This window comes from Kribbella sp. (assembly GCF_035687465.1).
Classification (GTDB): Bacteria; Actinomycetota; Actinomycetes; order Propionibacteriales; family Kribbellaceae; genus Kribbella.
In genome coordinates this window covers 1-24,675 of sequence record NZ_DASRXP010000374.1, presented here as the reverse complement: position 1 = coordinate 24,675, position 24,675 = coordinate 1, and the positions used below count along the sequence as shown (strand labels likewise).

Here is a 24,675-nt window from a genome sequence, read left to right as displayed (position 1 = left end):
GATGGACGGCACGCGAACCGCGCTCGTGATAGCGAATGACCAGTACGCCGATCCGGGGCTGCGCCGGCTGGTGGCGCCTGCGCAGGACGCGGCCGCGCTGGCCGACGCGCTGGGCGACCCGTCGGTGGGCGGCTTCGAGGTCACGGTGCTGCAGAACGAGTCCGCGCAGGCGATCCGGTACGCCGTCGAGGACTTCTTCGCCGACCGGGCGCCGGAGGATCTGCTGTTGCTGCACTTTTCCTGCCACGGTTTGAAGAACGCGGCCGGCGAACTGTTCCTGGCCGTGGCGGATACCAAGCCGACCCGGCTCGCGTCCACGGCGGTCGCCGCCGACTTCGTCAACCGGCAGATGGCCGACAGCCGCGCGCAGCGGATCGCCTTGTTCCTCGACTGTTGTTACGGCGGGGCGTTCCCGCGCGGCATGGTCGTCCGGGCGGCCGGTGAAGCCCAGGTGCGGGATGCGTTCGCCGGGCAGGAACGCGTGGGCGGCGGGCGTGGGCGGGTGATCGTGACGGCTTCCAGCGCGATGGAGTACGCGTTCGAGGGCGGTCAGCTGGCGACCGATGCGTCGAAGCCGGCGCCGTCGGTGTTCACCGGCGCCGTGGTGGACGGTCTGACCACCGGTGAGGCTGATCGCGACGGCGACGGCTGGGTGGGACTCACCGAACTGGTCGGGTTCGTCACCGATCGGGTCCACCGCGTGACGCCGAACCAGAACCCGCAGATGTGGACCTTCGGGTCCCAGGGCGAACTGCTGATCGCGCGCAGCCGGGTCCGCCGGATCACTCCGACCCCGCTGGCGCCGGAGTTGCTCGAGGCAATGGAGAGTCCGTTGCCGGCGACAAGGTTCGGTGTCGTCGACTATCTGCGCGAGCGATTGGACGAGTCCGATCTCGGCCAGGCGTACGCCGCCTGGCAGGCGTTGCATCGCATGCTCGATGACGACAGCCGGAAGGTGTCCGAGGCGGCAAGCCGCTCGATCGCGCTGGCCACTCCGCGAGCGACGCCCACGGAGCTGGACCTCGGCACGGCCGTCGAGGGTCACGCGGAAGGCGAACTCCAGTTGGAGGGACCGCCGCTAGCCCTGACCGCCGTGGCATCGCCAGGCGCGCCCTGGATCCGCATCGAGCAACTCGGCGCGACAATCCGCGTGATCGCCTCTCCACCCACCCCCGGCCCCCACGAGTCCTCAGTAATCCTCACGGGCCCCACCGGCGAACACACAATCCCCCTCCACCTCCAAGTCCCCACCCCCACCCAAGAACCCGCGCCCGAGCCCATCCCCGAACCGCCGGCCATGGCGGCATCGGCAGCAGCGCCCACCTCCGTCCCCCAGCAAACGTCCGCACCACAGACGGAAACCCCCGCACCGGAGCCCTCCGCCCCGCCGGCAGCTGTGGCGGCATCGCTGGCAGCGCCCACCGCCGTCCCGCAGCAGGCGTCCGCGCCGCGGACCGAAGCCTCTGGGCCGCAGCCGCAGGCGCCTGCACCGCAGGTCGAAGCCCCCGCCCCGCAGCTACAGGCAGCCGCGCTGCAGTCTCCAACGCCTGCAGGGCAGTCGCCGGCAGCTGCACCGCCGGCGGCTGGCTCGGGGGTTGTGCCGTGGTGGGTGGTTGGGGTGCTGGCTGTGGGTGCTCTGTTGCAGATTCGGTTGAACTGGCCGGGAGCCGTCGACTCACGCAAGCTCTGGTACGACGAGTCGAACACCGGGTGGTACGTGTATCGGCGCTGGACAGACCCGCTCATCCTCGCCTCGTTCGTTGCCCTCATCGCAAGCCTGGTCGCGCGGTGGTCCGGGCGATGGGCCCCTCTCGCCTTGGGTGTCGTCCTGGCCTGTGCGGTCTCTGTGATCGAGGAGGGTGTCTTGGTCCTGGGCGCTGGCATCTCCTACGTGGAGACCACTGTCTGGACTGCGGCAACAGCGGTCGCCGCCGTGATGTCCGCCGTCATACTTGTTGTCCTGTGGCCGAAGCGTTGGCCGCTGTGGCCGGTGCAGGGACCGGCTGCCGTCCTGGTCGTTGCCGGCGGCATCTTGCTCTTCGTCAGTTCGGCGATCGAGGATGGCGACGGGGTCTCGTTCTTCACCGTCACCAAGCTTGCGGTGCTGGAGCCCGTCCTCACCGTCGGGCTCGCCTGGCTCGCCTTGGCTGCCACGGATGCGGTCGCGGGAAGGTGGCTGACCGCGACCGCAGTGATGTACGCGCTCATCTGCGTGGTCTCCACTCTTCCCGCCCTGACCGAGGGCGGGGCGGCGCCGGTCTTCCTCACCGCCCTGCTCGGCAACGGATTGATCGTGGTGGCCGTAGCCTTCGCGGCTCCTCGGCACTTCGCCTCGATCAGCCGCGAATGGCGCCCTCGGTCGCGCCCTTGATGAACTGGCGGGCGAAGATCATGAAGACGACGATCAGCGGGATCATCGCCATCAGCGCGCCCGTCATCACCATGCTGTAGTCGACGCCGTGGCTGCGGTTCAGCGACGACAGCGCCACCTGCAGGGTCAGGTGATCGGGGTTGGTCAGCACGATCAGCGGCCAGAAGTAGTCGTTCCACGAAGCCACGAAGGTGAAGATCCCCAGGAACGCCAACGCCGGCCGCGCTGACGGAAGCGCTACATGCCGGTAGACCCCGAAGAACCCACAGCCGTCCAGCGTGGCCGCCTCGACCAGTTCGTCATGGATCGAGTTCTGGAAGTACTGCCGTAACCAGAAGATGCCGAAGGCGTTCGCCGCCGCCGGGATGATCAGGGCCTTGAGTGAACCGACCCAGCCGAACGCCGCCATCGTCTGGAACTGCGGTACCGCACCCAGTTGGGCCGGCAGCAGCATCGTCGCCAGCAGGATCACGAACAACACGTTCCGCCCCGGGAACCGGAACTTCGCGAAGGTGAAGGCCGCCAGCGAGTCGAAGAACAGCACCAGCAAGGTCGTCGAGACAGCCACCACCAGGGTGTTGCCCATCGACTGGAAGAACGCGACGTTGTCCAGTACTGCGCGGACGTTGTCGTCGAACTGCGAGCCGAAGGTGAACTTCGGCGGGAACCGGTAGATGTCGGCCGTCGTGTTGGTCGCCATCACCAGCGTCCAGTAGAACGGGAACAGGCAGACCACGCCGGCGATCGCCAGCGCCAGGTGGAGGAGCACCCCGCGCCATCTCATGACCGGCCCCTTCCGCCGAGCAGCTTCCAGTTGATCGCGGTGAACAGCAGCACGAGCGCGAAGATGCTCAGGGCAATGGCTCCGGCGTACCCGTAGTCGTTGTTGAAGAAGGCCTGGTTGTAGAAGTACATGACCACCGTCATGCCGCTCTGCCCCGTACCGCCGTTGTTGCCGACCATCACCTGCGGTTCGGTGAAGGTCTGCAGACCGCCGATCGTCGACATGACCACGGTGAACAGCACGACCGGCCGCAGTTGCGGCAGGGTGATCGAGAAGAACGTCCGCAACGGCCCGGCGCCGTCCACCTTGGCCGCCTCGTACTGCTCGGTCGGGATCGCCTGCAACCCGGCCAGGTAGATGATCGTGTTGTAGCCGGTCCATTGCCAGATGATCATCGTGGAGATCGCGATCTTGATCCCCCACGGTTCCCCGAGCCAGTCCTCGGTAGGCAGCCCGAGCGCGCGGAGCCCGGAGTTGATCAGCCCGAAGTTGGTACTGAAGACGGCGGCGAAGAAGATCGCCGCCGCCACCAGCGAGGTGATGTTCGGGATGAAGTACGCGATCCGGTAGACGCCCTTGAGCCGTACGGCGGAGTGCAGCATCACCGCGAGCGCCATCGCGATCGCGAGCGTCGGCACGGTCGACATGAAGAACAGCACGACCGTGTTCCACAGCGCCAGCCAGAAGGTGCTGTCCTCGATCAGGAAGCTGAAGTTCTGCAGGCCGACCATCTGGCGCGGGCCGAGCCCGTCCCACTTCTGGAAGGCGAGCAGGATCGTCGACGCGACCGGGTACAACCCGAAGACAAGGAAGATCAGGTAGAACGGCGACAGCGCCAGGTAGAAACGCCAGTACGACCAGACGCTGCGCCGGCGCCGAGGCTTCGCAGTACGGGGCGCCTTCGCCGGTGCGGTCGCGGTCAGCGTCACTGCACGCCCTGACGCTTGCCGATCTGCTTCGCCTTCGAGACAGCCTCCGCCCAGGCCGCGTCCGACGACTTCTTGCCCACCTGGACCAGCTTCAGACCGTCGGTGAACGGTACTGCGATCGCGCTGTCCAGGGGAGCCTCGTAGGCGATCGGGATGGCCTTCGCGGCCGGCCCGAAGACGTCGATCGGCACCTGGCCGCCGAAGAACGGATCCGCCGCCTTCAGTTGCGGTTTGTCGTACGCCGCCGGCGCGGCCGGGAAGATCTGCGCGTCCGCGAACGCCTTGGCCTCGTTGTCGGGGCTGAGCATGTACTTGATCACCTCGAGCGCGGCGGCCGGGTCGGCGGCGTTCCTGGTGATGGTGAGGAACGAGCCACCGAAGTTCGCCGGGCCGCTCGGGGTCGGCGCGACCCGCCACTTGCCGACGCTGGTCTTGCAGGCGGCCTTGATGTCCAGCGCGACCCAGGCCGCGCCGGTGACGGTGGGCACCGTGCCCTGGTCGAGGCCGGCGTTCCAGTCCGGCGTACCGCCGAGGGTCTTGCCGTCGACCTTCAGCGTGATCGCCTTGACCGCGGTGTCCCAGGCCTTGCGGATGTGGTCCTGGTCGCCGATGAACTTGTTGTCCTTGTCGATGTAGCGAGCCGTGCCCTGGTTGACGACCGTGCCGTACATGTCCACGGCGTCGGCGACGATGAACGCCTTTGGGTTGGACTTCTTCAGCTCGACCCCGGCGGCCAGGAAGTCGTCCCAGGTCTTCAGTTGCTCGGCCACCTTGGCGGGATCACCAGGAAGCCCGCCGGCGGTGAAGATGTCCTCGCGGTAGAACAGCGCGGTCGGGCCGATGTCGATCGGGATGCCGATCACCTTGCCGTCCAGCGTGGTGGCCTGCTTGACCTTCCACTCCAGGTAGTCGCCCAGGATCGAGTCGGCGCCGATCGTCTTCAGGTCGACGAACCGGTTCGCCTGCGGCAGCAGCGAGGCGATGTCCTCACCCTTCACCCCGGTGATGTCGGGAATGGAGGTACCGCCGTTGAAGGTGGTGATCAGCTTCTGCTTGAAGTCGCCGCCGATCTCGGAGTACTTGATGTGCTGGTCGGGGAAGTGCGCGATCGTGTCGTCGAGCACGGACTTGCCCAGACCGCCCGGCCAGCACCACAAGGCGATGTTGCCGGTGGCATTCTTCTTGGTGGTTCCGCTGTCCATGCTGGACGAGCAGCCGACCACTGTGCCGCCGAGCATGGCTGCGAAGCCCCCGGCCAGTAGCGTCCGACGTGAGAGCTCCATGGTTCTACCTTCCTGACTGGTCGCGCAGGGGAGCGCTTCCGGAGTGTGCGCTGAGCAGCGCGGCAAGGGTTTGGTCTTCTGGATGTTCCTGGTGCCAGGCGGCAAGGTCGGCCCAGCTCGGCGCCGCGTCGGCCCCACCGAGCCGGGTCACCGACAGCGCCGCCGTCAGCGCGGCGAACCGCACCCGCTCTTGGAGGGACAGCCCCCACAACGTGGAAGCGATGAACCCGGCGGCGAACACATCACCCGCCCCGGTGGTGTCCGCCGCCAGCACGGGGACAGCCGGTACTGCGACGCGCTCGCCGGTGCCGGTGTCGATCGCCAGGGCGCCGTTCGCCCCGTCCGAAACGACGACGATCGGGACCCGTTCGGCGAGCTTGTCCATCGCCTCGGACGGGGTCGTAGTACGGGTGTAGTGCATTGCTTCGCCGGCGTTCGGGAGGAACACGTCGCAGTGCTCCAGTTGATCGAGGACAGCCGGGTCCCACTGCTCGGAGGGATCCCAGCCGACGTCGGCGAACACCACGCTGCCGGCCGCCTTCGCCTTGGCGAGCCACTCGTTCGGCCAGGGACCGATGTGGGCGGCGACGGCCCGGGCGGCCGGCGGCGTGGTGAGGAGCTCGTCGGCTGACAGCGGGGGAGGGGTCCCGCGGGTGACCAGGGCCCGGTCGTTGTCATAGGCAAGGGCCACCGTGAGCGGGGTCTGCCAGCCGTCGAGCTTGCGGGAAAGCGTCAGATCGATGCCCTCGGCGACTTCCAGTTGCTGCCAGCAACGGTTGCCGAGGTCATCGTTGCCGAAGACAGCGGCCAGGCCGGTCCGCAGGCCGAGCCGGGTCAGTGCCACCGCGAAGTTGGCGATCCCGCCCGGGCTCTCCGCGGAGGCTGTCGCCCAGACCTCGGTGCCCGGCCGCGGAGCAGTGGGCAGCCCGAGCACCAGGTCTTGGAAGACCAGGCCGGACACGACCACGTCCAGCTCACTCATCGGCGCCACACTCCTGCAGGCTCGCTCAAACTCGTGCAGACAGTTTGAATCTTCTGATCAAACTACGCAATAGGTCTGCACTCGAATGAGTGATTTTGACAGAGTTTGCGTGATACGGTCTCTCCGTGTTGCCAAAGCAGCGGCATGACCAGATCGTCCGCGCCCTCCGTGCCGATGGGGCCGGCGGGGTGAAGGTGCTGGCTACCCAACTCGGGGTCAGCGAGGCGACGATCCGGCGCGACCTCGAGGCCCTGCACGAACAAGGCCGGCTCACCCGGGTGTACGGCGGCGCGCTCGCCGTGGATGGCGGGGATGAGCCGTTCGCCGAGGTCAGCGCAGTACGGGCGGACGAGAAGGACAGGATCGCCCGGCGGGCAGCGGAGCTGATCGGTGACGGGGAGTCGTTGCTGCTCGACATCGGGACCACGGCCTTGCGCTTGGCGCAGCAGTTGCACGGCCGGTCGCTGACCGTGGTGACCAGCAATCTCGCCGTCCTGGAGGAACTGCAGAACGACGAGCAGATCGAACTGATCATCCTGGGCGGCTTCGTCCGGCGGAGCTACCGCTCACTGGTCGGCTACCTGACCGAGGAATCGCTGCGGCAGATCCACGTCGACTGGTTGTTCCTGGGGACCAGTGGGGTTCGCCCTGACGGCCGGGTGATGGACAGCACGATGATCGAAGTACCGGTGAAGCGGGCGATGATCAACGCGGCCGACCGGGTGGTTCTGCTCGCGGATGCTTCCAAGTTCCCGGGCCACGGTGTCGCGAAGGTGTGCGAGCCGTCCGAACTTTCGATGGTGGTGACCGAGCCCGGCGCCCACGAGGCGACCCGGGCCCAACTCGTGGAGGCAGGGGTGCAGGTGATTTTGACGTGAGGCTGACCATCCTCGGGGGCGGCGGGTTCCGGGTGCCGCTCGTCTACCAGGCCCTGCTGGGCGATCGCGGCGAGGGCCGGATCACCTCCGTCACCCTGTACGACACCGACCGCTCCCGGTTGGCCTCGATAGGCGCCGTACTACGGCAGCAAGCTGCCTCCGCCTCAGCTGGTTCCGCGGATCCGGCTGGCTCATGGGTCGGTGAGGCGCCCGTGGTCACGGAGACGACGGATCTCGACGAGGCTCTGCGCGGGGCGGACTTCATCTTCTCCGCGATCCGGGTAGGAGGTCTGGAAGGGCGGACGATCGACGAACGCGTCGCCCTCGACCTCGGCGTACTGGGTCAGGAGACGGTCGGCGCGGGCGGGATCGCGTACGGGCTCAGGACGTTGCCGGTGGCAACTGCCATCGCGCGGCGGATCGCCGCCGTGGCGCCCGACGCCTGGGTGATCAACTTCACCAACCCGGCCGGCATGGTGACCGAGGCGATGCTGCCCTATCTCGGCGACCGGGTGATCGGGATCTGCGATTCGCCTTCCGGGCTCGGGCGGCGTGCGGCGCAGGCTCTGGGCTTGGACGCGTCGCAGGTCTTCTACGACTACGCGGGGCTGAACCACCTGGGCTGGTTGCGCGGACTGCAGTCGGGCGGGGTCGATCGGCTGCCCGACCTGCTGGCGGACTCGTCGGCGCTCGGGGCGTTCGAGGAGGGGCGGCTCTTCGGGGTCGAGTGGTTGCGGTCGATCGGGTCGATCCCGAACGAGTACCTGCACTATTACTACTTCGCGCGGGAGACCCTGGCTGCCGTGCAGTCGGTGGAGCAGACGCGCGGCACGTTCTTGCTGGAGCAGCAGTCGGCGTTCTATGCGGAGACGGCCCGGAATCCCTCGACTGCCCTGGAGCAGTGGCAGAAGACCCGGGCCGAGCGCGAGTCGACGTACATGGTCGAGAGCCGGGAGATCGCTGACGCGGGGGAGCGGGACGAGCGGGACATGTCGGCCGGCGGGTACGAGCAGGTGGCGCTCTCGCTGATGCGGGCGATCGCACACAACGAGCGGGCGTCCCTGATCCTCAACGTGCGCAACCGCGGCACGCTGCACCACCTGGACGACGACGCGGTGGTCGAGATCCCGTGCACAGTGGACGCGAACGGCGCCCGCCCGCTGACGGTCTCCCAGTTGACTGATCACCAGGCCGGCCTGGTCTGCGCGGTCAAGGCCGTCGAACGCTCGACCATCGAGGCCGCCGCGACGGGCTCCCGCGCTCTGGCGGTGCGGGCCTTCGCCTGGCACCCGCTGATCGACTCCGTCACCGCTGCCCACCAACTCCTGGACAGCTACGTCGAGCACCTGCCGGATCTGGCCGCCTTCCGCTGAGCTCGGCGGGCCACCATCCATAGCGATCATTCGCCCCCTTTTCACCCTTTGGTGCGGGCCGGCGCCACGAGCGACCGTTGGCGAAAGGGTGAAAGGGGGCGAATGATCGCGGGCTGTGGTGGGCGCCGGCCTCAGGGGTCGGGGGCGGTCTGGGTGGGGTGGGATTGGGCGGAACTGGGGTGATCTGGCAGAATAGCGGGCTGAGTCCGTCTGGATCCGCGTGCAGCCCTCTAACTCCACGCCCCGGCCGGCCCATTCGAGCGGTCACTCGTTGTCCCCACGACGCCGGTGTGCTGCTCAACCAGTCATGAAATCCCGAGGGAGACCCCACAAACGTGGCAGTCAAGATCCGTTTGAAGCGCATCGGCAAGAAGCGTGCGCCGCACTACCGCATCGTCGTGATGGACGCCCGCACCAAGCGTGACGGCCGCGCGATCGAGGAGATCGGCAAGTACAACCCGAAGACCGAGCCGTCGTTCATCCACGTCGAGTCGGACCGGGCGCAGTACTGGCTGGGCGTCGGCGCGCAGCCGACCGAGGCCGTCGAGGCGATCTTCAAGGCCAGCGGGGACTGGCAGAAGTTCAAGGGCCTGGACGCGCCGCCGCCGCTGCGGGTCAAGGAGCCGAAGCGCGACAAGCTGGAGATCTTCAACGAGGCGCTCGCGGACGCGCACGGCGCTCTGAAGACCGAGGCCGTGACGACCAAGAAGACCGCCGCGAAGAAGACCGCCGAGAAGAAGGCCGACGCCCCCAAGGCCGACGCCAAGGCGGACGCTCCCAAGGCAGACGCTCCCAAGGCGGACGCTCCCAAGGCGGACGCTCCCAAGGATGAGGCCCCCAAGGCCGACGCCAAGGACGAGACCGTGAAGGCTGACGAGGCCGTCGCCGAGACGCCCGCCGCCGACGCGCCGGCCGACGACGCCAAGGCCTGACCGTGATGGAGACCGAGGCGCTCGAGCACCTGGTCCGGGGCATCGTGGACAACCCTGACGACGTGAGCGTCCGGGCCCGCAACCTGCGGCGCGGCCGTACCCTCGAGGTGCACGTGCATCCCGATGACATCGGCAAGGTGATCGGCCGCAACGGCCGGACGGCGACCGCGCTGCGGACCGTGGTCGGGGCGCTCAGCTCCGAGTCGTCGGTCCGGATCGACTTCGTCGACGAGTTCAACCGGCGCCCGCGCCGCTGAGCTCGAACAGTCCCTGAAGGGCCGTACCCATCTGGGTGCGGCCCTTCGCTGCTCTTCTCACCTCGAAAGTAGGAACCAGCGGTGTTGGTGATCGTCGGCCGGATCGGCCGGGCCCATGGGATCAAGGGCGACGTAGGCCTGGAGGTGCGCACGGATGAGCCGGATCGCCGGTTCGCCGAGGGCGCGACCCTGGTCACGACCTCGAAGCCACCACGGACGCTGACCGTCGAGTCCAGCCGGTGGCACAGCGGGCGGCTGCTGGTGAAGTTCGCGGGGGTGCCGGACCGTACTGCGGCCGAGCAGCTGCGGAACCTGGAGGTCCAGGCCGAGATCGACCAGGACGAGCGCCCGGAGGACCCGGAGGAGTTCTACGACCGCGAGCTGATCGGTCTGGCCGTGCGGACCACCGACGGGGCGGACGCCGGTGAGGTCATCGACGTGGTGCACCTGCCTTCCCAGGACCTGCTGGAGATCCGCCGGCCCGCTGGCAACGCAGTACTGGTGCCTCTGGTTGAGGAATTGGTCCCGGAGATCGATCTGGACGGCCAGTACGTCGTGGTGGCGGACCGGCCCGGTCTGCTCGACCCGGAGGGCGCCGAGGTGGTTCCGACCGAGCCTGCGCAGGGAGATGACGGGCGATGAGGCTCGACGTCGTCTCGATCTTCCCGGAGTACCTCGCGGCGCTGGACCTGAGTCTGGTCGGCAAGGCGGCGAAGAGCGGGCTGCTGGACATCCGCGTGCACGACCTGCGCGAGTGGACCCACGACCGGCACCGGACCGTGGACGACAGCCCGTACGGCGGCGGCGCGGGCATGGTGATGAAGCCGGAGCCCTGGGCAGAGGCCCTGGAGGCTGTGGCTCCCGCTGATGGGCCGTCGCAGCCCCGGCTGATCGTGCCGACGCCTGCGGGCCGGCCGTTCACCCAGGCGTTGGCGGAGGAGCTTGCCGCCGAGCCGTGGCTGGCCTTCGCTTGTGGGCGGTACGAAGGCATCGATGCCCGGGTCGCTCCGCATGCGGCCGAGCGGATGCGGGTGGACGAGGTCTCCATCGGCGACTACGTGCTCAACGGTGGCGAGGTCGCCGTCCTGGTCATCGTGGAGGCAGTGGCCCGGCTGCTTCCTGGAGTGATCGGCAACCCGGAGTCCCTGGCCGAGGAGTCCCATTCGGGCGACGGGCTGCTGGAGTACCCCGTGTACACCAAGCCGCCTTCCTGGCGCGGCCACGAGGTCCCCGAGATCCTCCTGTCCGGCAACCACGCCGCGATCGCCCACTGGCGCCACGAGGAGTCGGTACGCCGTACTGCCAAGCGCCGGCCGGATCTCCTGGCCGCCTGGGGTGGTGCCGTGGCCGACAAGGAGGATGCGGCGGGGCTAGTACAGGTGTTGCCGGCTACCGCGGCTGACGCGGGGGAGTTGCACACGCTCCAGCGCGCGGCCTATCTGACAGAGGGAGCGGCCTACGACGACTTCACCATCCCGCCTCTGCAGGAGCCCCTGGAGGGCACGGTCGAGCGGGTCGGCGAGGGGGGAGTCTGGAAGGCAGTGGTCGGTTCCAGGATCGTCGGTGCTGTGCAGGTTGGTGTCGAAGGCGAAGTAGCCCGCATCGGCCGGCTCATGGTTGCGCCGGACTGGCAGGGCCGTGGTGTGGGGACGAGGCTGCTGCGCGTCGCGGAGAAGACGGTGCCCGCCGAGGTCACGCAGTACGAGCTCACCACGGGTGCGCAGAGTGAGCGCAATCTGCAGCTCTACCGCAACGCCGGTTACCGAGAGGTGAGCAGAGAGCGACAGACGGCTAAGGTTGAGCTAGTGCGGCTGGTGAAGCGGCGGCGCCGACGCTGATTTCGTGGCGACCGGGCCGGTGTGGCAAACTTGGTCGCTGTTGCCAGTTCGGTGCTCCTGCCACAGGGGGTGACCACCGAGCGGCGGCACTCTTGACTTCTCACCACCGAGCATTCGTGGGTGACCTGTGGCACGCGCGAGGAAGAGACACCTGATGAGCAACATCCTGAACGAGCTCGACAACTCGAGCAAGCGCGACGACATCCCGCCCTTCCGGGCCGGCGACACCGTGAACGTCCACGTGAAGGTCGTCGAAGGCAACCGGTCCCGCGTCCAGGTGTTCAAGGGTGTCGTGATCCGGCGCCAGGGTGGTGGCCTGCAGGAGACCTTCACGGTCCGCAAGGTCAGCTTCGGTGTCGGTGTCGAGCGGACCTTCCCGCTGCACACCCCGATCGTCGAGAAGGTCGAGGTCGTCACCCGCGGCGACGTCCGCCGCGCCAAGCTGTACTACCTGCGCGAGCTGCGCGGCAAGGCAGCCAAGATCAAGGAGAAGCGGGACATTCCGGCCTCCTGAGCTCTTAGCGACGACGGTCAGGTATGGCGCCGGGCACAGCGACTCGGGCTCGCCCGGTTGCCAGGAGGGCGCGTCGCAGCAAGGGACGGCATCGCAGACTCAAGCAGCGGAACCCGCTGCTGAGTCTGCTGATCGAGATGACCACCGTGACCGTGCTCGCGCTGGTCATCACGGTCGTACTGCGGCTTTTCGTGGCCGAGGCGTTCTACGTACCCTCGGAGTCGATGTACGACACGCTCACCACGAACGACCGGATCCTGGCCGAGAAGGTCAGCTATCTGCACCGCGACGTCGATCGCGGCGACATCATCGTCTTCAAGGACCCCGGCAACTGGCTGAACGAGGAACAGGCCGCGCCGGGGCCGTTCCGGCGGGTCGGTGAGTTCGTCGGCATCCTGCCGCGCAGTGGTGAGGGTCACCTGGTCAAGCGGGTGATCGGGATCGGCGGCGACCGGGTGATCTGCTGTGACAAGTCCGGCCGGATCATGGTGAACAAGATCCCGCTGGACGAGCAGGAATACCTGCTCAAGGACGCCAAGCCGTCGCTCCAGCCGTTCGACGTAGTTGTGCCGCCTGGTTCTCTATGGGTGATGGGTGACAACAGGGCCGAGTCCGCCGACTCCCGCGCGCACATGGGTGGGCCAGGTGGAGGATTCGTCCCGGTTGACAACGTGGTTGGCCGTGCCTGTTGCATAATCTGGCCGTCTGACCGGATGACGATGCTGCGTCCTCCGGAAACCTTCAAGAAGCCGGGGCTGAAGAAGTGACTGAGACACCGACTGCGACGAAAGAGACCCCGAGCCATCGATCCGGGCTCGCGGCCGCGGCGCGCGAGTTCGTCCTGATCGTGGTCGGTGCTCTCATCGTCTCGTCGATCCTGCGGGCCTTCGTCGGCCAGATGTTCATCATCCCGAGCGAGTCGATGCAGAACACCCTGCTGGTCGGCGACCGGGTCGTGGTGGAGAAGCTCACCGACGTGGAGCGCGGGGACGTGGTCGTCTTCGAGGATCCGGGCGGCTGGCTGGGCGCCGACGAGAGCGGTCAGAAGCGGGGATCGGTCGGACGGTTCTTCGAGGTGGTCGGGCTTCTGCCGGACTCCAGCCACGGACACCTGATCAAGAGGCTGATCGGGATGCCGGGTGACAAGGTCGCCTGCTGTGACGCCAAGGGCCGGCTGCTGGTGAACGGTCAGCCGCTGGACGAGACCAGCTACCTCTACCCGGGCGATCCGCCCTCGGCGATGGAGTTCCAGGTCACCGTGCCCGCCGGGCGGGTCTTCGTGATGGGTGACCACCGGTCCGAGTCGGGCGACTCCCGGGTGCACCTCAGCGACACCCCTCCGGACGGTGGTACCCCGGGCGATGCGGCCTTCGTCCCGATGGACAAGATCACCGGGCGGGCCATCCTGGTGGTGTGGCCGGCCAGCAACTTCGCCAAACTCAGCGTCCCGGACACGTTCAAGAACATCCCGGCCCCAGGTCCGCCTCCGGCCAAACCGTCGATCTCACTGACACCACCCCCCAAGTGAGCGGACCCGCTGTGCGAATCCCCTTCCTGCCCACGAATCACCGTCCATCCGCACCGTCCCGCGGCCTCGCTCCGGAGCGACCGACCGCGATCGGGGCGCGGCGGGGGCGCGGATGAGTGCTCTGCCGCGGGGCAGCACCATCCGCCGGGACGCCGGCCTGTACGGCTACGAGCGGGCGCTCCGGCGGGTCGGGCTGGACCCGATCGCCGGCGTGGACGAGGCCGGGCGCGGACCCTGCGCCGGTCCGCTGGTCGCCGCCGCGGTGATCCTGCCGGACGGCAAGCGCGGGCAGATCCCCGAGTTGGCCGACTCCAAGCTGCTGACCGCGAAGGCTCGCGACCGCTGCTACGAGGAGATCCGCAACCGTGCGCTGGCCTGGTCGGTCGTCTCCATCGAGGCGGCCGAGTGCGACCGGCTCGGCATGCACGTCGCGAACGTCGAGGCGCTCCGCCGGGCCCTGTTCCGGCTCGACCTCCGCCCGTCGTACGTGCTGACCGACGGGTTCGGGGTCGACGGACTCGGCGTACCGGGGCTGGCGATCTGGAAGGGTGATCGGGTGGCCGCCTGCATCGCCGCCGCCTCCGTGATCGCCAAAGTGACCCGGGACCGGATCATGCAGCACTGGCACGAGGTGTACCCGCAGTACGATTTCGCGATTCACAAGGGATACTGCACTCCCGAACACCAGGCGGCGCTGGACGAATACGGCCCGTGTCCACAACATCGACGGCGGTTCGAGAATGTCCGCCGCAGTCTGCGCCCCGACATGGGACAGAATGTGACCAGTCCCACCGGAGTGGAGAGCCGATGAGTGAGCGCAGCGAGCGAACAGACAACACAGCTGCCTTTGCGCGCGTGCTTTCACCGAGCGCTAGCGAGGTGAACGCATGAGTGCAGACGACCTTGAGAAGTATGAGACCGATATGGAGCTTCAGCTCTATCGGGAGTACAAGGACGTCGTCGGGATCTTCAAGTACGTCGTGGAGACGGAGCGGCGCTTCTACCTGTGCAACGCGGTAGACCTGAAAGTCCGCACCGAAGGCGGTGACGTGTACTTCGAGGTCACCATGGCCGACGCCTGGGTCTGGGACGTCTACCGCTCGGCCCGCTTCGTCAAGAACGCGAAGGTCGTCACCTTCCGCGACGTCAACATCGAGGAACTGGCCAAGTCCGACCTGGAAGTCCCGAAGGATTCCGACTTCGGCCGCTAACTGATCAGGAGACGATCGCGCCGAGGCCGAAGTCGGCGAGGAGGCGGTCCTGAGGCACCTTCGCTGCGGCGTTGATGGCCTCGACAGCCTGGCCGAGGGCGAAGCGGTCGACGCTGACGCGTTCCGGCCTGGTGCCGACAGGCGCTTCGATCAGTGCAACGACGGCGTCGGCGACCTCACGAGGATCCGGCGGCTCGGGAGCCGAGAAGACCGAGCCGATGTTCTGCATGAAGCTTCCTGCCAGTTGCATCGCCTCTGTGTAGTCAGCCTGCCGGTCGGTGTCCTGGCCGACGCGATGGGAGTCTCCCAGGTTCGTCGGGAAGGTGCCTGGCTGAACGATCGCCACATCGATGCCGAGCGGGCGCAGTTCGTACCGGTAACCCAGGGCCAGTGCCTCGACCGCGGCCTTGGTGGCCGAGTAGGCGGCCATGGCCGGTCCGACCACCCGCGAGGCGCCGCTCGACACGAAGACCAAAAGGCCGGCGTGGTTACCGCGCAGGTGCGGGAGCACCGCCCGGGCTACCCGATGCGGGCCGACGGTGTTGGTGTTGAGAGCGGCGAGGAGCTGCTCACTGGTGATCGTCTCGGTGATGCCGCCGATCGCGTATCCGGCATTGTTGACGACCGCATCGAGCCGGCCGACCCGCTCCAGTGCGAGCGCGACGCCGCGCTCGACCGAGGTGTCGGAGGTCACGTCCATCGGCACGACGACGATCTGTCCTTCGGTGTCCGCAGCGGACTTCGCGAGAGTCTCAGCGGCCTCGGCGTCCTTGCCCTCGGGCTCACGCATTGTGGCGACGACTGTGTGGCCGCGCTCGGCCAGAACCTCGGCGGTACGCCGGCCGAGGCCGCTATTGGTGCCCGTCACCAAGACGTTCGACATGGAAGTGCTCCTTCGTTGCCCGGCGCTCGACTCTGCTGCGAACGCCGTGTTGGTATACACCTGTTTACATCGCTCTCCTGGCAATGTCAACACATGTATACTTAGCCGCATGACGACGCCTCGAGCAGCAGATCCGGGTCCCTCGCACCGGCCGGGACGGGTCGTCACGCGCCAGGCGATCCTCGCGTCCGCTCGGCAGGCCTGGACGGAGCACGGATTCGACGAGGTGGGCCTGCGCGAGATCGCCGGGCGGGCCGGTGTGACCGCTGCCCTGGTGAACCGCTATTTCGGCACCAAGGAAGACCTCTTCCGCGAGGCGATCGACACCGAGGACACGGGCCCGCCAGGACTCGCCGACTTCGACCGCGCCACCTTCGGCACCCTGATGGCACCCATGATCGTCGCCGGTCACCGCGGAGCGACCGAGTCACCGCGCGAGACTGCCGGCCAGCGAACCCGGGACGGCGGCGCCACCGACCCCGTCGAATCGCAGAGCGACACAGCCGTTGACCACTCGGCCTTCGACGCGATTCTCATGCTGCTCCACTCCGCCTCCAGCCCGGCCGCCCAGCCGATCATTCGTGATCACCTGGAGACGACCGTCCTGCCTTCGCTGATCGAGTACTTCGGCAACGACGCCACCGCCCGCAAGCGCGCAGTACTGGTGCTCTCGCTCGCCCTCGGCAGCACCCTGCTCGGCCCGATCCTCGGCATCGAACCGCTCGGCACCGCAAGCGGCCCAGCCGGCCCCGACTCCGACCCCGAAACCACCGCAATAGCCGCAGCAATGCTCCAATCCGCCGCAGACGCCGAAACTGAACACATAGGTCCTACCTCGCCGTGAGCCGCCGGCGCCGGTCCTTCTCCAGGTCGTCTGCGCCCTCGACAGGACTCTCATGCCGCCACTCCGACCCATCCTGTTACCGTCGTGGCAGTCGCTCGGGTCCGCCTTGGCCCGGGCCTGACGTTTCTGTTCCGCCCGGTTGTCGGGGGCGGCGGCGAGGGCGCGTGTCCCGTCCCACCGCAGTCCTGGATGTCCCCTGGCGGGCCACGGGTCGCACCTTTCTGCAGTACTCAGGCGCCGGCGACCCCCGGGTGGTCCGTTCCGCCGGGCGGCGACGAAGGACACCCATGCCCCGCGCCGCCACCGGCTACCGTCCCCTGTTGCGCACCCCCGGTGCTGCAACCTTCTTTCTCACTGCCGCTGTTGGCCGCGTCGGCATCGTTATGACAGGCCTCGGCCTGGTCTGGTTGCTGCACGCCCGCACAGGCTCCTATGCCACGGCCGGTCTCGCCACCGCCGGATTCGCCCTCGCCGAAGCTCTGATCGGCCCACAGTTGGCCCGCCTGATCGATCAGTTCGGCCAGACCCGCATCCTGCCGTTCTGCCTCGCCGCCCACTGCGCCGCCATCGTCGGCGTCCTCGCGTCCACCACCCCGGCCGTGGCGATCGTCGCCGCCACCTTCGCCGGCGCGGCCGTCCCTCAGCTCGGCGCCCTGTCAGCGGCCCGCTGGGCTCACCTGCTGCGCGGCGAGCGGGCCGATGAACTGCCCAGCGCCTTCTCGTTGGAATCGCTGGCCAATGCCACTGCCTTCCTCGTCGGTCCTGTTCTGGTCACCGCGCTCGGCGCGGTCGGCGACACGGCCCTTGCCAGCGCCATCGCCGCGGCCCTGATCCTCGGCGGTGGTGCGGCTCTAGCAGCCCAACGCCGCACAGCGCCCAAGCCGGCTGAGCGCCGTATCGCGCCCAAGCCGACCGAGCGCCGGACAGCGCCTCAGCTCGCCCGCGGGAGCGTCGAACGCGCTCACGGCGAACGGTCCTCCCTGCTGCGGCTGATCTTCCTCCTCCTGGCCCTACTGAACCTGGCCATCGGGCTGTACTTCGGAACCATCGGGGTCTCGATAACCGCTTTCGCGATCAGCCACGAAATGCCCGGCGCAGCCACACCGATCCTCGCCGCCTCCAGCCTCAGCGGACTGCTCGCCGGCTGGCTCTACGGGCTGCGACAGCACCGCACCCCGGCGCGCCGCCAACTCGTTTTCGCCACCGCCTACCTCACGGGCGCGGCGGTGCTGCTTCCCCTTGCGCCGTCCGCGATCTGGCTTGCCGCTGCTGTGGTGGTCACAGAGGCTGCGGTACCGCCCACACTCGTCCTGCTGAACGTCCTGACAGAGAAGGCCGTCCACCCGGCGGCGCTCACCCAAGCGTTCACCTGGAACAACTCCGCCAGCGCGGCCGGTGCGGCGCTGGCGGCGTCCCTCGCCGGCCGCGCCGCCGACACGTGGGGCGCCTCCGCAGCCCTCGCACAAGCGCCGTTGGCGGGACTCATCCTCCTAGTCCTCTCCCTCGTCCTCTACCGCGCTGCTCGACAGTCGGGTTGGTCAGGGGCCGCCTAGGGCTCGGCGGTGGTTGGGGGAGAGGCGCCAGCCGGTTTCGAGGTATTCGACCAGGTCTGCCTGCTCGAGGGTCTCCAGACATTCGCGAACTGTGTCGACGTCCAGCCCGGCCGTTGTGGCGATGCGATCCGCGGCTGCTGGTCTCAGCACCGGGACGGCGTCGAGCGTGCGGCGGAGCTCCAGGTCGAGGCCGTCCGTCGGCTCGGCCGGCGCGTGGGGATACGGCGTGAGTCGGTGACCCATCGGGGAGATCGCCTCCAGGATGTCCGCCACGGAAGTCACCAGGACGGCGTTGCGCTCGCGGACCAGCAGGTGCACGCCTTCGGACATCCGTGACGTGATCGGGCCGGGAACCGCGAGCACCGGCCGGCCGCACTGCTCGGCCCACCCGGCGGTGTTGAGGGCTCCACTGCGGACCGCGGCCTCGACCACGATCGTGCCGGTGGTGGCGGCGGCGATCAGTCTGTTCCTGGCGAGGAAGCGCAGTTTGGTCGGTGAACAGGCAGGTGGAAGCTCACTGACCAGCAGGCCCTCCTCCGCGATCCGGTCGAACAGCGCCGTGTTGCTCTTCGGGTAGCAGACGTCCACGCCACAAGCCAGGACTGCGACCGTCACGCCGGAACCGGCCATCGCGCCACGGTGAGCCGCTGCGTCGATCCCGTACGCACCGCCCGACACCACCGTCACGTCGTTGTCCGCCATCCCCGCAGCCAGCTCGGCGGCGGCGTGCTCCCCGTAGGAAGAACACGCCCGCGCTCCGACGATGGCCACCGATCGCTCCAGGACCTGGCGCAGATTCGCGGCTCCTCGGACCCAGAGCCCGAACGGCACACCGCCCTGCCTACTCTGCTGGCCCGCATCCGCCAGCACCTCCACCTGTGCGGGCCACTCGTCGTCGCCGGGAATGACGAACCGTGCGCCGGCGCTCCGGGCCCGCTCCAGATCCCGCTCAGGATCCACCTCGGCGACCCGGGCCGACCACCTCTCCATCCCTGCCGCACCGCTCCGCAACCGTTGCCAGGCCTCGATCACGTCCAGGTCCTGGAAGGCACTGAGCGCTGCCGGATCACCAGGCTCGATCACCCGAGACAACCCGATCCGCACCAGCCGCTCGGCCTCCATGTCCACGCGCTCCGGCGCGAGTTCTGTTGTTGTCGTGCTGGCTTGGGTCATGCTGCGCTGTTCCCCCTGACTGATCGGGCGTCGCTGAGTGCCGTCAGCGGGGCTCCGCTGCGGAGTTGGAAGGCTTGGTGGGTGAGCTCGGCAGTTGGCTGGCCGACGCCGGCGAGATCCGCGAGGGTCCAGGCCAGGCGGGCCACCCGGTCGAATCCACGGGCGGTCAGCCGGCCGTCGGCGTACAGGGACTCCAGGACCTTCTGGCTGCCGGCGTCCAGTGGAAACTCGCGGCGCAGGATCGGTCCGGGGATCTCGCTGTTGATGTTCCAGACGGTGTCCCGGTACCGGTGTGTCTGGCGATCGCGAGCTGCTTTGACCCGCGCGGCCACCACCGCGGTGGATTCCGGTCGCTCGCCGTCTGCCTCGCCGCGCGCCGCCGGCTCGATCTGTCGCTGGATGTCGATCCGATCCTTGATCGGTCCGCTGATGCGCTGCCGGTACCGGGTCAGCATCTGTGGGGTGCAGGTACACACGCCGTTCGACGAGCCGGTCAGGCCGCACGGACAGGGGTTGGCAGCGAGCACCAGCAAGAACCTGGCGGGGAACTTCGCCACCGCGGCGGCGCGATGCAGCTCGATGAACCCGGACTCGAGCGGCTGTCGCAAGGTGTCCAGCGTCAAGGGATGCATCTCAGGCGCCTCGTCGATGAAGAGGATGCCGCGATGTGCGCAACTGATCGCCCCCGGGCGTGGCATGCCCGAGCCGCCGCCCACCAGGCTCGCCAGCGACGCGGTGTGGTGCGGCGCGATGAAGGGCGGCCGGACGACCAACTCGGCATCGCTGGTCAGCAGCCCGGCCAGCGAGTGCACGGCGGACACCTCCAGCGAGTCGTCCGTACTCAGGTCAGGCATCAGCCCGGCCAGTCGCTCCGCCAGCATCGTCTTGCCTGAGCCGGGTGGTCCGTGCAGATAGATGTGGTGCCCGCCGGCGGCAGACGCCTCGATGGCCCGGCGGCCCTCACGCTGCCCGAGCACGTCATCGAGATCGACCTCCGGGACACGGGTCAGGGACTCCGACATCAGCCGCGGCTCGGCCCGAGGCGGCGCTTCGTCTGGAATCTCCTCGCCTCGCAGCAGCGCGAGGACCTGCCGCAGCGAGCGGACGCCGTACACGTCGATGCCGGGGACGAGCCGTGCCTCACCCGCGTTCAGCTCAGGCACGACGATCCGCTCGAAGCCGGAGCGAGAGGCGGCCAGGGTCATGGCCAGGGCGCCGCGGACCTCGCGGATTCTCCCGTCGAGGCCCAGCTCGCCGATCATGGCGGTCTGCCGCAGGCGTCCGTTGTCGACACCGCCGCCGGCGGCGAGCAGGGCACAGGCAATCGCGACGTCGTAATGCGAGCCTGTCTTGGGCAAGGTGGCCGGCGACAGACCGATCGTCACCTTGCGGTCCGGGAACTTCTGGCCGCTGTTGACCACCGCCGCGCGGACCCGGTCCCTGGCTTCGGACAGCGACGCGTCGGGCAGCCCGATCAGGGTGGTCTTCGGCAGTCCCTGGGCGATGTCGGCCTCGACCTCGACGAGGTGACCCTCGAGACCCACCAGCGCCACCGACCAGGCCTGGGCGAGCGGCATCAGGCCACGCCCCTGACGTGGTCGACCGTGGGCACGCCGCCGTGCGGGAAGAGCACGGCGACGATGTCGATCCGCACCTCGGCGGGTCTTACCTCGTGCTCCTGCAGCCAGCGGCCGAGCAGCCGGCGCAGGGTGGCGAGCTTGCGATAGGTGATGGACTCCAGCGGGCTGCCGTAGTTCAGCCCGCGCCGGGTCTTCACCTCACAGACGACCAGCGCCTGCCCGTCGCGGGCGACGATGTCGATCTCGCCGAGCTCGCAGCGCCAGTTGCGCTCGAGGATCGCGAAACCGGCCTTCGCGAGATGTTCCGCGGCGAGCTGTTCGCCGTACTGCCCGACTGCATCCTTGGTCCGCATCGATGACCACCTCCGGCTAAGAACATGCCGGGGTGGGCACCGATTTCAGGAACGACTTCGCAACCTGTGGAGAACTGATGCCCCGCCGGCCTTTCAGCCCGCGGGGACGCGAGGTCAGTTGCGCATGTGTTTGCCGCGGCTGGACTTCGGTGGGGTGCGGACGGCCCGCAACTCCTCGTCGGTGTCCTCCCGCCGGATCGCCTGCAGACCGCCGGTCCCCGGATCGGTGTCGCCGATGTCGAAGTCCCAGCTCGCCTCGTTGGCGAGGCGGCTGTGCCAGCGCCCGTACAGGCCGTAGATCGCCAGTCCGATGAGCATCCAGATCCCGAACTTGGTCCAGGTGCTCGTCTTCAGGTTGAGCATCAGCCACAGCGTCGAGGCCAGCGACAGCAACGGGATCAGCGGCACCATCGGCACCTTGAAGCCGCGCTCGAGGTTCGGCTCGGTCCGCCGCAGGGTCAGCACACCGACCGCACAGAAGGCGAAACAGAACAGCGCACCGATGACGAGCAGCTCTTCGAGCTCCAGCACCTTCGGGTACAGGGTCAGCACCACCGCGGCCAGCCCTGCGGCAGTGGCTGCGCGGGCGGGGGAGGAGTAGACGCGGCTGACCCGGGCCAGGCTCTTCGGCAGCAGGCCGTCACGGCCCATGTTGAACAGCACCCGGCTCTGCGCGATCAGTACCACGACGATCACGGTCGTCAGGGCCAGGAGGGCCCCCAGGTTGACCAGGTCCGCCGCCCAGCCGACGCCGGCTGCGGCCATCGCCTCGGAGACCGGTGCGGCGCCGCCCAGTTGGCCGTAGGGCCGCATGCCGACCAGTACCACCGCCATCGCGACGTACAGGATCGTCACGGCTCCCAGGCCGAGCAGCATGCCCTGCGGGACCGTCTTGCGTGGGTTCCGGGCGTCCTCGGAGGCCGTGGCGATCAGGTCGAACCCGATGAACGCGAACACGATCGCGCTGGCCGCGGTGAAGATGCCCATCACGCCGAACGAACCGAACGAGGAGTCCAGGATCCAGCCCAGCAAGGTCGGGCTGGCGGCGGCCGGGGCTGCCCGCGACATCGGGATGAAGGGGCTGTAGTTGTCCATGTTGATGTGCGTCGCGCCGATGACGACCACCAGCAGGATCACTGCGACCTTGGCGATCACGACCACGGTCAGAACGCGCGAGGACAGCTTGGTGCCGGTCACGATCAGGGCCGTCAGGATCAGCAGCAGGATCGGCGCCACCAGGTTGACCTTGGCGTCGGGGCCGAAGAACTGCGCCACCCCGCTGGGCAGGACCAGGCCGAAGCCGTCCAGCGTCGCGAGGAAGTAAGCGGACCAGACCCTGGCGACGATCGCTGCCGCCGTGACGAGTTCGAGGACCAGCGCCCAGCCGACCAGCCAGGCCCACATCTCACCGAACGTCACATAGCTGAAGGTGTAAGCGCTACCCGAGACGGGAATGGTCGAGGACAGTTCCGCATAGCAGGCGGCCGCGAGGACGCAGACGACTGCGGCGATCAGGAACGACAAGATCACGGCGGGGCCCGCAACGGTGGCAGCTTGCCTACCGCTCAGGCTGAAGATGCCGGACCCGATCATCACGCCCAGGCCAAGAACGACCAGGTCGCGACGACCGAACAAACGCGGCAGACGGTGCCGGGAATCCTCGACTCGAGTGAACGCCGACTCGACCGGCAGGCGCCGGCCTACGGTCTGTCCGTTCGCTGAGGGGGCCATGTCAGGGGTGCCTCCGTTGCTACTAGGGCAATCGGGCCGAACAGTAGTCGACCAGTGGGCCTACGGACCAGACCTCCTCTTTCTCGTCGCCGCGCGGTGCCTTGCGATGCCGCGGCACGTCCCGCATGGTCAAGGGCATGAAGCCGGACGATGTCAGCGAGATCCCTTCTCTGTCAGAAGGTTTCACTGTGTTACTGGCTGACTACGAACGGCACCTGACGGCGGAAAGAGACCTCAGCAAACATTCGGTGCGAGCCTACATGGGCGATATCGCGGATTTGATCGATCATTTGATTCGACTTGGTCACGACGACCTCAACGGTCTCGACATCCGCGGACTGCGGTCCTGGCTGGCGAAACAGCAGAGCCTCGGCAAGGCGCGCAGCACGATGGCGCGGCGCGCGACCGCGGCCCGGGTCTTCACCGCCTGGGCCCGGCGCACCGGCCGGATCGAGACCGACCCCGGCGCCCTGCTGGCCAGCCCCAAGCCGCACAAGACCCTCCCGGAGGTGCTCGGTGTGGCGGATACCAGAGCCGTCCTCGACGCCGCGGCGGTCGCGGCCGACGACGGCAGCCCGCTCGGGCTCCGTGATCTCGCGATCATGGAGTTGCTCTACGCAACGGGTATCCGGGTCGGCGAACTCTGCGCGCTGGACATCGACGAACTCGACACCTCACGCCGGGTGGTCCGCGTCTTCGGCAAGGGCCGCAAGGAACGCTCCGTCCCGTACGGCGTACCGGCCGCGGCGGCTGTGGATGCGTGGCTGGCGGTCCGGCCGCAGGTGTTCCGGCTGGGAAGCGGGCCGGCGCTCTTCCTCGGGAGCCGCGGCGGGCGGATCGACCAGCGGACCGTGCGGCGGGTGGTGCACGCGCGGATCGAAGCGGTGACGGCGTCCGATCTGTCGCCCCACGGGCTGCGCCATACGGCCGCCACCCATCTGCTCGAAGGTGGCGCGGATCTGCGTAGCGTGCAGGAGTTGCTCGGTCACGCATCGCTCGCGACGACCCAGATCTACACGCACGTCTCGGGGGAGAGACTGCGACGCGCCTACGAACAAGCGCATCCACGGGCGTGACTCGGTAGTCGGCGCGAAGCGATGGTGCCGACCACTGAGGGCCCGGATACGGCAGACTGCGGGCATGCGGGTATCGGCGAAGTCTGACTATGCGCTGCGGGCGCTGATCGAGATCACCCAGCGGTGGGTGACGAACGACCCCTCGGTGGTGTCGGCCGAGGAACTCAGCCGTGCGCAGGGCATTCCGCACGGCTTCCTGCAAGGCATCCTCGCCGATCTGCGCCGGGCGGGCGTGCTGTCCAGCCAGCGCGGTCAGTCGGGCGGGTGGAAACTCGCCGTCGACCCGAACGAGGTCTCGGTGGCGGACGTGATGCGGGCCGTCGACGGGCCGATCGTGAGCATCTCCGGTGTGCGGCCGGAGAGCGTCGCCTACAACGAGCGGGCAGTCGTGCTGCAGCGGGTCTGGATCGCGGCGCGCGCGAGTCTGCGGGACGTCCTCGAGCACACCACGCTGATCGATCTCGCCAAGGGCAAACTCCCGGCCGGCGTCGAACGCCGCTCCCGCGACGATGACGCCTGGCAGGCGCGCGTCCCCGGCAGCTGAACCACCTCCGTTTCGAGCGGCTGGTCTGGTCCCCGAGCTGAGGGCCGGACGCGTGGAG

General features: G+C 68.3%; 25 protein-coding genes. 16 read left to right on the top strand and 9 right to left on the bottom strand.

The genetic code is table 11. The features are described from left to right. The first annotated feature begins 1 nt into the window (after position 1). On the top strand, positions 2–2,371 hold the full coding sequence (locus tag VFG33_RS19660) for a caspase family protein (RefSeq protein WP_325054365.1): 2,370 nt from the start codon (positions 2–4) through the stop codon (positions 2,369–2,371). Here VFG33_RS19660 and VFG33_RS19655 read toward each other — a convergent pair. Genes VFG33_RS19655 through VFG33_RS19640 form a run of 4 tightly spaced genes read right to left on the bottom strand, consistent with a single transcriptional unit; the run spans position 2,337 to position 6,349 of the window. After that, positions 2,337–3,155 (bottom strand): carbohydrate ABC transporter permease, encoded by an 819-nt coding sequence (locus VFG33_RS19655; RefSeq protein ID WP_325054364.1) that lies wholly within the window; start codon positions 3,153–3,155, stop codon positions 2,337–2,339. The two genes, VFG33_RS19660 and VFG33_RS19655, sit on opposite strands and share 35 nt — an antisense overlap. Beyond that, positions 3,152–4,084, bottom strand: coding sequence for a carbohydrate ABC transporter permease (locus VFG33_RS19650; protein WP_325054363.1), 933 nt, complete (start codon positions 4,082–4,084; stop codon positions 3,152–3,154). The genes VFG33_RS19655 and VFG33_RS19650 overlap by 4 nt, the downstream gene beginning before the upstream one ends. Then, complete coding sequence (locus tag VFG33_RS19645) at positions 4,081–5,367, bottom strand: ABC transporter substrate-binding protein (protein ID WP_325054362.1); 1,287 nt, start codon at positions 5,365–5,367, stop codon at positions 4,081–4,083. Before VFG33_RS19645 ends, VFG33_RS19650 begins: the two co-directional genes overlap by 4 nt. A gap of 4 nt (positions 5,368–5,371) precedes the next feature. Beyond that, entirely contained in the window at positions 5,372–6,349 is a 978-nt protein-coding gene (locus VFG33_RS19640) for a carbohydrate kinase family protein (RefSeq protein ID WP_325054361.1), read from the bottom strand. A gap of 125 nt (positions 6,350–6,474) precedes the next feature. Between VFG33_RS19640 and VFG33_RS19635 the strand changes: the two genes are divergently transcribed. From VFG33_RS19635 to VFG33_RS19585, 11 genes are all read left to right on the top strand, one after another. After that, positions 6,475–7,227: a DeoR/GlpR family DNA-binding transcription regulator gene (locus VFG33_RS19635; RefSeq protein ID WP_325054360.1), complete on the top strand. Its 753-nt coding sequence runs from the start codon at positions 6,475–6,477 to the stop codon at positions 7,225–7,227. Beyond that, a complete protein-coding gene (locus tag VFG33_RS19630) occupies positions 7,224–8,600 on the top strand; it encodes a 6-phospho-beta-glucosidase (RefSeq protein ID WP_325054359.1) in 1,377 nt (458 codons plus the stop codon). Before VFG33_RS19635 ends, VFG33_RS19630 begins: the two co-directional genes overlap by 4 nt. 335 nt (positions 8,601–8,935) lie before the next feature. Then, entirely contained in the window at positions 8,936–9,532 is a 597-nt protein-coding gene (gene rpsP, locus VFG33_RS19625) for a 30S ribosomal protein S16 (RefSeq protein ID WP_325054358.1), read from the top strand. A 5-nt stretch (positions 9,533–9,537) separates the two neighbouring features. Next, positions 9,538–9,789 (top strand): RNA-binding protein, encoded by a 252-nt coding sequence (locus VFG33_RS19620; protein WP_325054379.1) that lies wholly within the window; start codon positions 9,538–9,540, stop codon positions 9,787–9,789. Between the two features lie 81 nt (positions 9,790–9,870). Further along, entirely contained in the window at positions 9,871–10,431 is a 561-nt protein-coding gene (gene rimM / locus VFG33_RS19615) for a ribosome maturation factor RimM (protein ID WP_325054357.1), read from the top strand. Further along, positions 10,428–11,627: a tRNA (guanosine(37)-N1)-methyltransferase TrmD gene (gene trmD / locus VFG33_RS19610; RefSeq protein ID WP_325054356.1), complete on the top strand. Its 1,200-nt coding sequence runs from the start codon at positions 10,428–10,430 to the stop codon at positions 11,625–11,627. Before rimM ends, trmD begins: the two co-directional genes overlap by 4 nt. A 154-nt stretch (positions 11,628–11,781) precedes the next feature. Continuing rightward, a complete protein-coding gene (rplS, locus tag VFG33_RS19605) occupies positions 11,782–12,141 on the top strand; it encodes a 50S ribosomal protein L19 (RefSeq protein ID WP_325054355.1) in 360 nt (119 codons plus the stop codon). 137 nt (positions 12,142–12,278) lie between these two features. Continuing rightward, on the top strand, positions 12,279–12,908 hold the full coding sequence (gene lepB, locus VFG33_RS19600) for a signal peptidase I (protein WP_325054354.1): 630 nt from the start codon (positions 12,279–12,281) through the stop codon (positions 12,906–12,908). Next, on the top strand, positions 12,905–13,669 hold the full coding sequence (lepB, locus tag VFG33_RS19595) for a signal peptidase I (protein WP_325054353.1): 765 nt from the start codon (positions 12,905–12,907) through the stop codon (positions 13,667–13,669). The genes lepB (VFG33_RS19600) and lepB (VFG33_RS19595) overlap by 4 nt, the downstream gene beginning before the upstream one ends. Before the next feature lie 112 nt (positions 13,670–13,781). After that, positions 13,782–14,480, top strand: coding sequence for a ribonuclease HII (locus VFG33_RS19590; RefSeq protein ID WP_325054352.1), 699 nt, complete (start codon positions 13,782–13,784; stop codon positions 14,478–14,480). 76 nt (positions 14,481–14,556) lie between these two features. Next, positions 14,557–14,880: a DUF2469 domain-containing protein gene (locus VFG33_RS19585; RefSeq protein WP_012922325.1), complete on the top strand. Its 324-nt coding sequence runs from the start codon at positions 14,557–14,559 to the stop codon at positions 14,878–14,880. A 4-nt stretch (positions 14,881–14,884) separates the two neighbouring features. Here VFG33_RS19585 and VFG33_RS19580 read toward each other — a convergent pair whose 3' ends face one another. Beyond that, positions 14,885–15,763: an SDR family oxidoreductase gene (locus VFG33_RS19580; protein WP_325054351.1), complete on the bottom strand. Its 879-nt coding sequence runs from the start codon at positions 15,761–15,763 to the stop codon at positions 14,885–14,887. Between the two features lie 109 nt (positions 15,764–15,872). Between VFG33_RS19580 and VFG33_RS19575 the strand changes: the two genes are divergently transcribed. Together VFG33_RS19575 and VFG33_RS19570 are read left to right on the top strand one after the other, a co-directional pair. Next, positions 15,873–16,607, top strand: a complete 735-nt coding sequence (locus VFG33_RS19575; RefSeq protein WP_325054350.1) for a TetR/AcrR family transcriptional regulator — start codon at positions 15,873–15,875, stop codon at positions 16,605–16,607. 287 nt (positions 16,608–16,894) lie between these two features. Then, on the top strand, positions 16,895–18,160 hold the full coding sequence (locus VFG33_RS19570; protein WP_325054349.1) for an MFS transporter: 1,266 nt from the start codon (positions 16,895–16,897) through the stop codon (positions 18,158–18,160). Here VFG33_RS19570 and dprA read toward each other — a convergent pair. The 4 genes from dprA to VFG33_RS19550 all read right to left on the bottom strand — a co-directional run bounded on the left by dprA (position 18,146) and on the right by VFG33_RS19550 (position 22,997). Next, positions 18,146–19,333 carry a DNA-processing protein DprA gene (dprA, locus tag VFG33_RS19565; RefSeq protein ID WP_325054348.1) on the bottom strand — a complete coding sequence of 396 codons (1,188 nt, stop codon included), beginning with the start codon at positions 19,331–19,333 and terminating at the stop codon, positions 18,146–18,148. The genes VFG33_RS19570 and dprA overlap by 15 nt on opposite strands. Continuing rightward, complete coding sequence (locus VFG33_RS19560; protein WP_325054347.1) at positions 19,330–20,910, bottom strand: YifB family Mg chelatase-like AAA ATPase; 1,581 nt, start codon at positions 20,908–20,910, stop codon at positions 19,330–19,332. Before VFG33_RS19560 ends, dprA begins: the two co-directional genes overlap by 4 nt. Beyond that, a complete protein-coding gene (locus tag VFG33_RS19555; protein WP_325054346.1) occupies positions 20,910–21,266 on the bottom strand; it encodes a YraN family protein in 357 nt (118 codons plus the stop codon). The genes VFG33_RS19560 and VFG33_RS19555 overlap by 1 nt, the downstream gene beginning before the upstream one ends. Positions 21,267–21,380: 114 nt before the next feature. Continuing rightward, positions 21,381–22,997, bottom strand: a complete 1,617-nt coding sequence (locus VFG33_RS19550) for an APC family permease (RefSeq protein ID WP_325054345.1) — start codon at positions 22,995–22,997, stop codon at positions 21,381–21,383. Positions 22,998–23,134: 137 nt separating this feature from the next. Between VFG33_RS19550 and VFG33_RS19545 the strand changes: the two genes are divergently transcribed. Together VFG33_RS19545 and VFG33_RS19540 are read left to right on the top strand one after the other, a co-directional pair. After that, the gene (locus VFG33_RS19545; protein WP_325054344.1) at positions 23,135–24,073 is read left to right on the top strand and encodes a tyrosine recombinase XerC; all 939 of its coding nucleotides are present in this window, start codon (positions 23,135–23,137) and stop codon (positions 24,071–24,073) included. Positions 24,074–24,137: 64 nt separating this feature from the next. Continuing rightward, positions 24,138–24,617 (top strand): RrF2 family transcriptional regulator, encoded by a 480-nt coding sequence (locus tag VFG33_RS19540; RefSeq protein WP_325054343.1) that lies wholly within the window; start codon positions 24,138–24,140, stop codon positions 24,615–24,617. The last annotated feature ends 58 nt before the right edge of the window (positions 24,618–24,675 follow it).

Bases quoted from the DNA above. Each gene is read 5' to 3' on its own strand.
- VFG33_RS19660 (WP_325054365.1), top strand. From the start codon at position 2: ATGGACGGCACGCGAACCGCGCTCGTGATAGCGAATGACCAGTACGCC.
- VFG33_RS19655 (WP_325054364.1), bottom strand. From the start codon at position 3,155: ATGAGATGGCGCGGGGTGCTCCTCCACCTGGCGCTGGCGATCGCCGGC.
- VFG33_RS19645 (WP_325054362.1), bottom strand. From the start codon at position 5,367: ATGGAGCTCTCACGTCGGACGCTACTGGCCGGGGGCTTCGCAGCCATG.
- VFG33_RS19640 (WP_325054361.1), bottom strand. From the start codon at position 6,349: ATGAGTGAGCTGGACGTGGTCGTGTCCGGCCTGGTCTTCCAAGACCTG.
- VFG33_RS19620 (WP_325054379.1), top strand. From the start codon at position 9,538: ATGGAGACCGAGGCGCTCGAGCACCTGGTCCGGGGCATCGTGGACAAC.
- trmD (WP_325054356.1), top strand. From the start codon at position 10,428: ATGAGGCTCGACGTCGTCTCGATCTTCCCGGAGTACCTCGCGGCGCTG.
- rplS (WP_325054355.1), top strand. From the start codon at position 11,782: ATGAGCAACATCCTGAACGAGCTCGACAACTCGAGCAAGCGCGACGAC.
- lepB (WP_325054354.1), top strand. From the start codon at position 12,279: ATGACCACCGTGACCGTGCTCGCGCTGGTCATCACGGTCGTACTGCGG.
- VFG33_RS19590 (WP_325054352.1), top strand. From the start codon at position 13,782: ATGAGTGCTCTGCCGCGGGGCAGCACCATCCGCCGGGACGCCGGCCTG.
- VFG33_RS19585 (WP_012922325.1), top strand. From the start codon at position 14,557: ATGAGTGCAGACGACCTTGAGAAGTATGAGACCGATATGGAGCTTCAG.
- VFG33_RS19580 (WP_325054351.1), bottom strand. From the start codon at position 15,763: ATGTCGAACGTCTTGGTGACGGGCACCAATAGCGGCCTCGGCCGGCGT.
- VFG33_RS19575 (WP_325054350.1), top strand. From the start codon at position 15,873: ATGACGACGCCTCGAGCAGCAGATCCGGGTCCCTCGCACCGGCCGGGA.
- VFG33_RS19570 (WP_325054349.1), top strand. From the start codon at position 16,895: ATGCCCCGCGCCGCCACCGGCTACCGTCCCCTGTTGCGCACCCCCGGT.
- dprA (WP_325054348.1), bottom strand. From the start codon at position 19,333: ATGACCCAAGCCAGCACGACAACAACAGAACTCGCGCCGGAGCGCGTG.
- VFG33_RS19560 (WP_325054347.1), bottom strand. From the start codon at position 20,910: ATGCCGCTCGCCCAGGCCTGGTCGGTGGCGCTGGTGGGTCTCGAGGGT.
- VFG33_RS19555 (WP_325054346.1), bottom strand. From the start codon at position 21,266: ATGCGGACCAAGGATGCAGTCGGGCAGTACGGCGAACAGCTCGCCGCG.
- VFG33_RS19550 (WP_325054345.1), bottom strand. From the start codon at position 22,997: ATGGCCCCCTCAGCGAACGGACAGACCGTAGGCCGGCGCCTGCCGGTC.
- VFG33_RS19545 (WP_325054344.1), top strand. From the start codon at position 23,135: ATGAAGCCGGACGATGTCAGCGAGATCCCTTCTCTGTCAGAAGGTTTC.
- VFG33_RS19540 (WP_325054343.1), top strand. From the start codon at position 24,138: ATGCGGGTATCGGCGAAGTCTGACTATGCGCTGCGGGCGCTGATCGAG.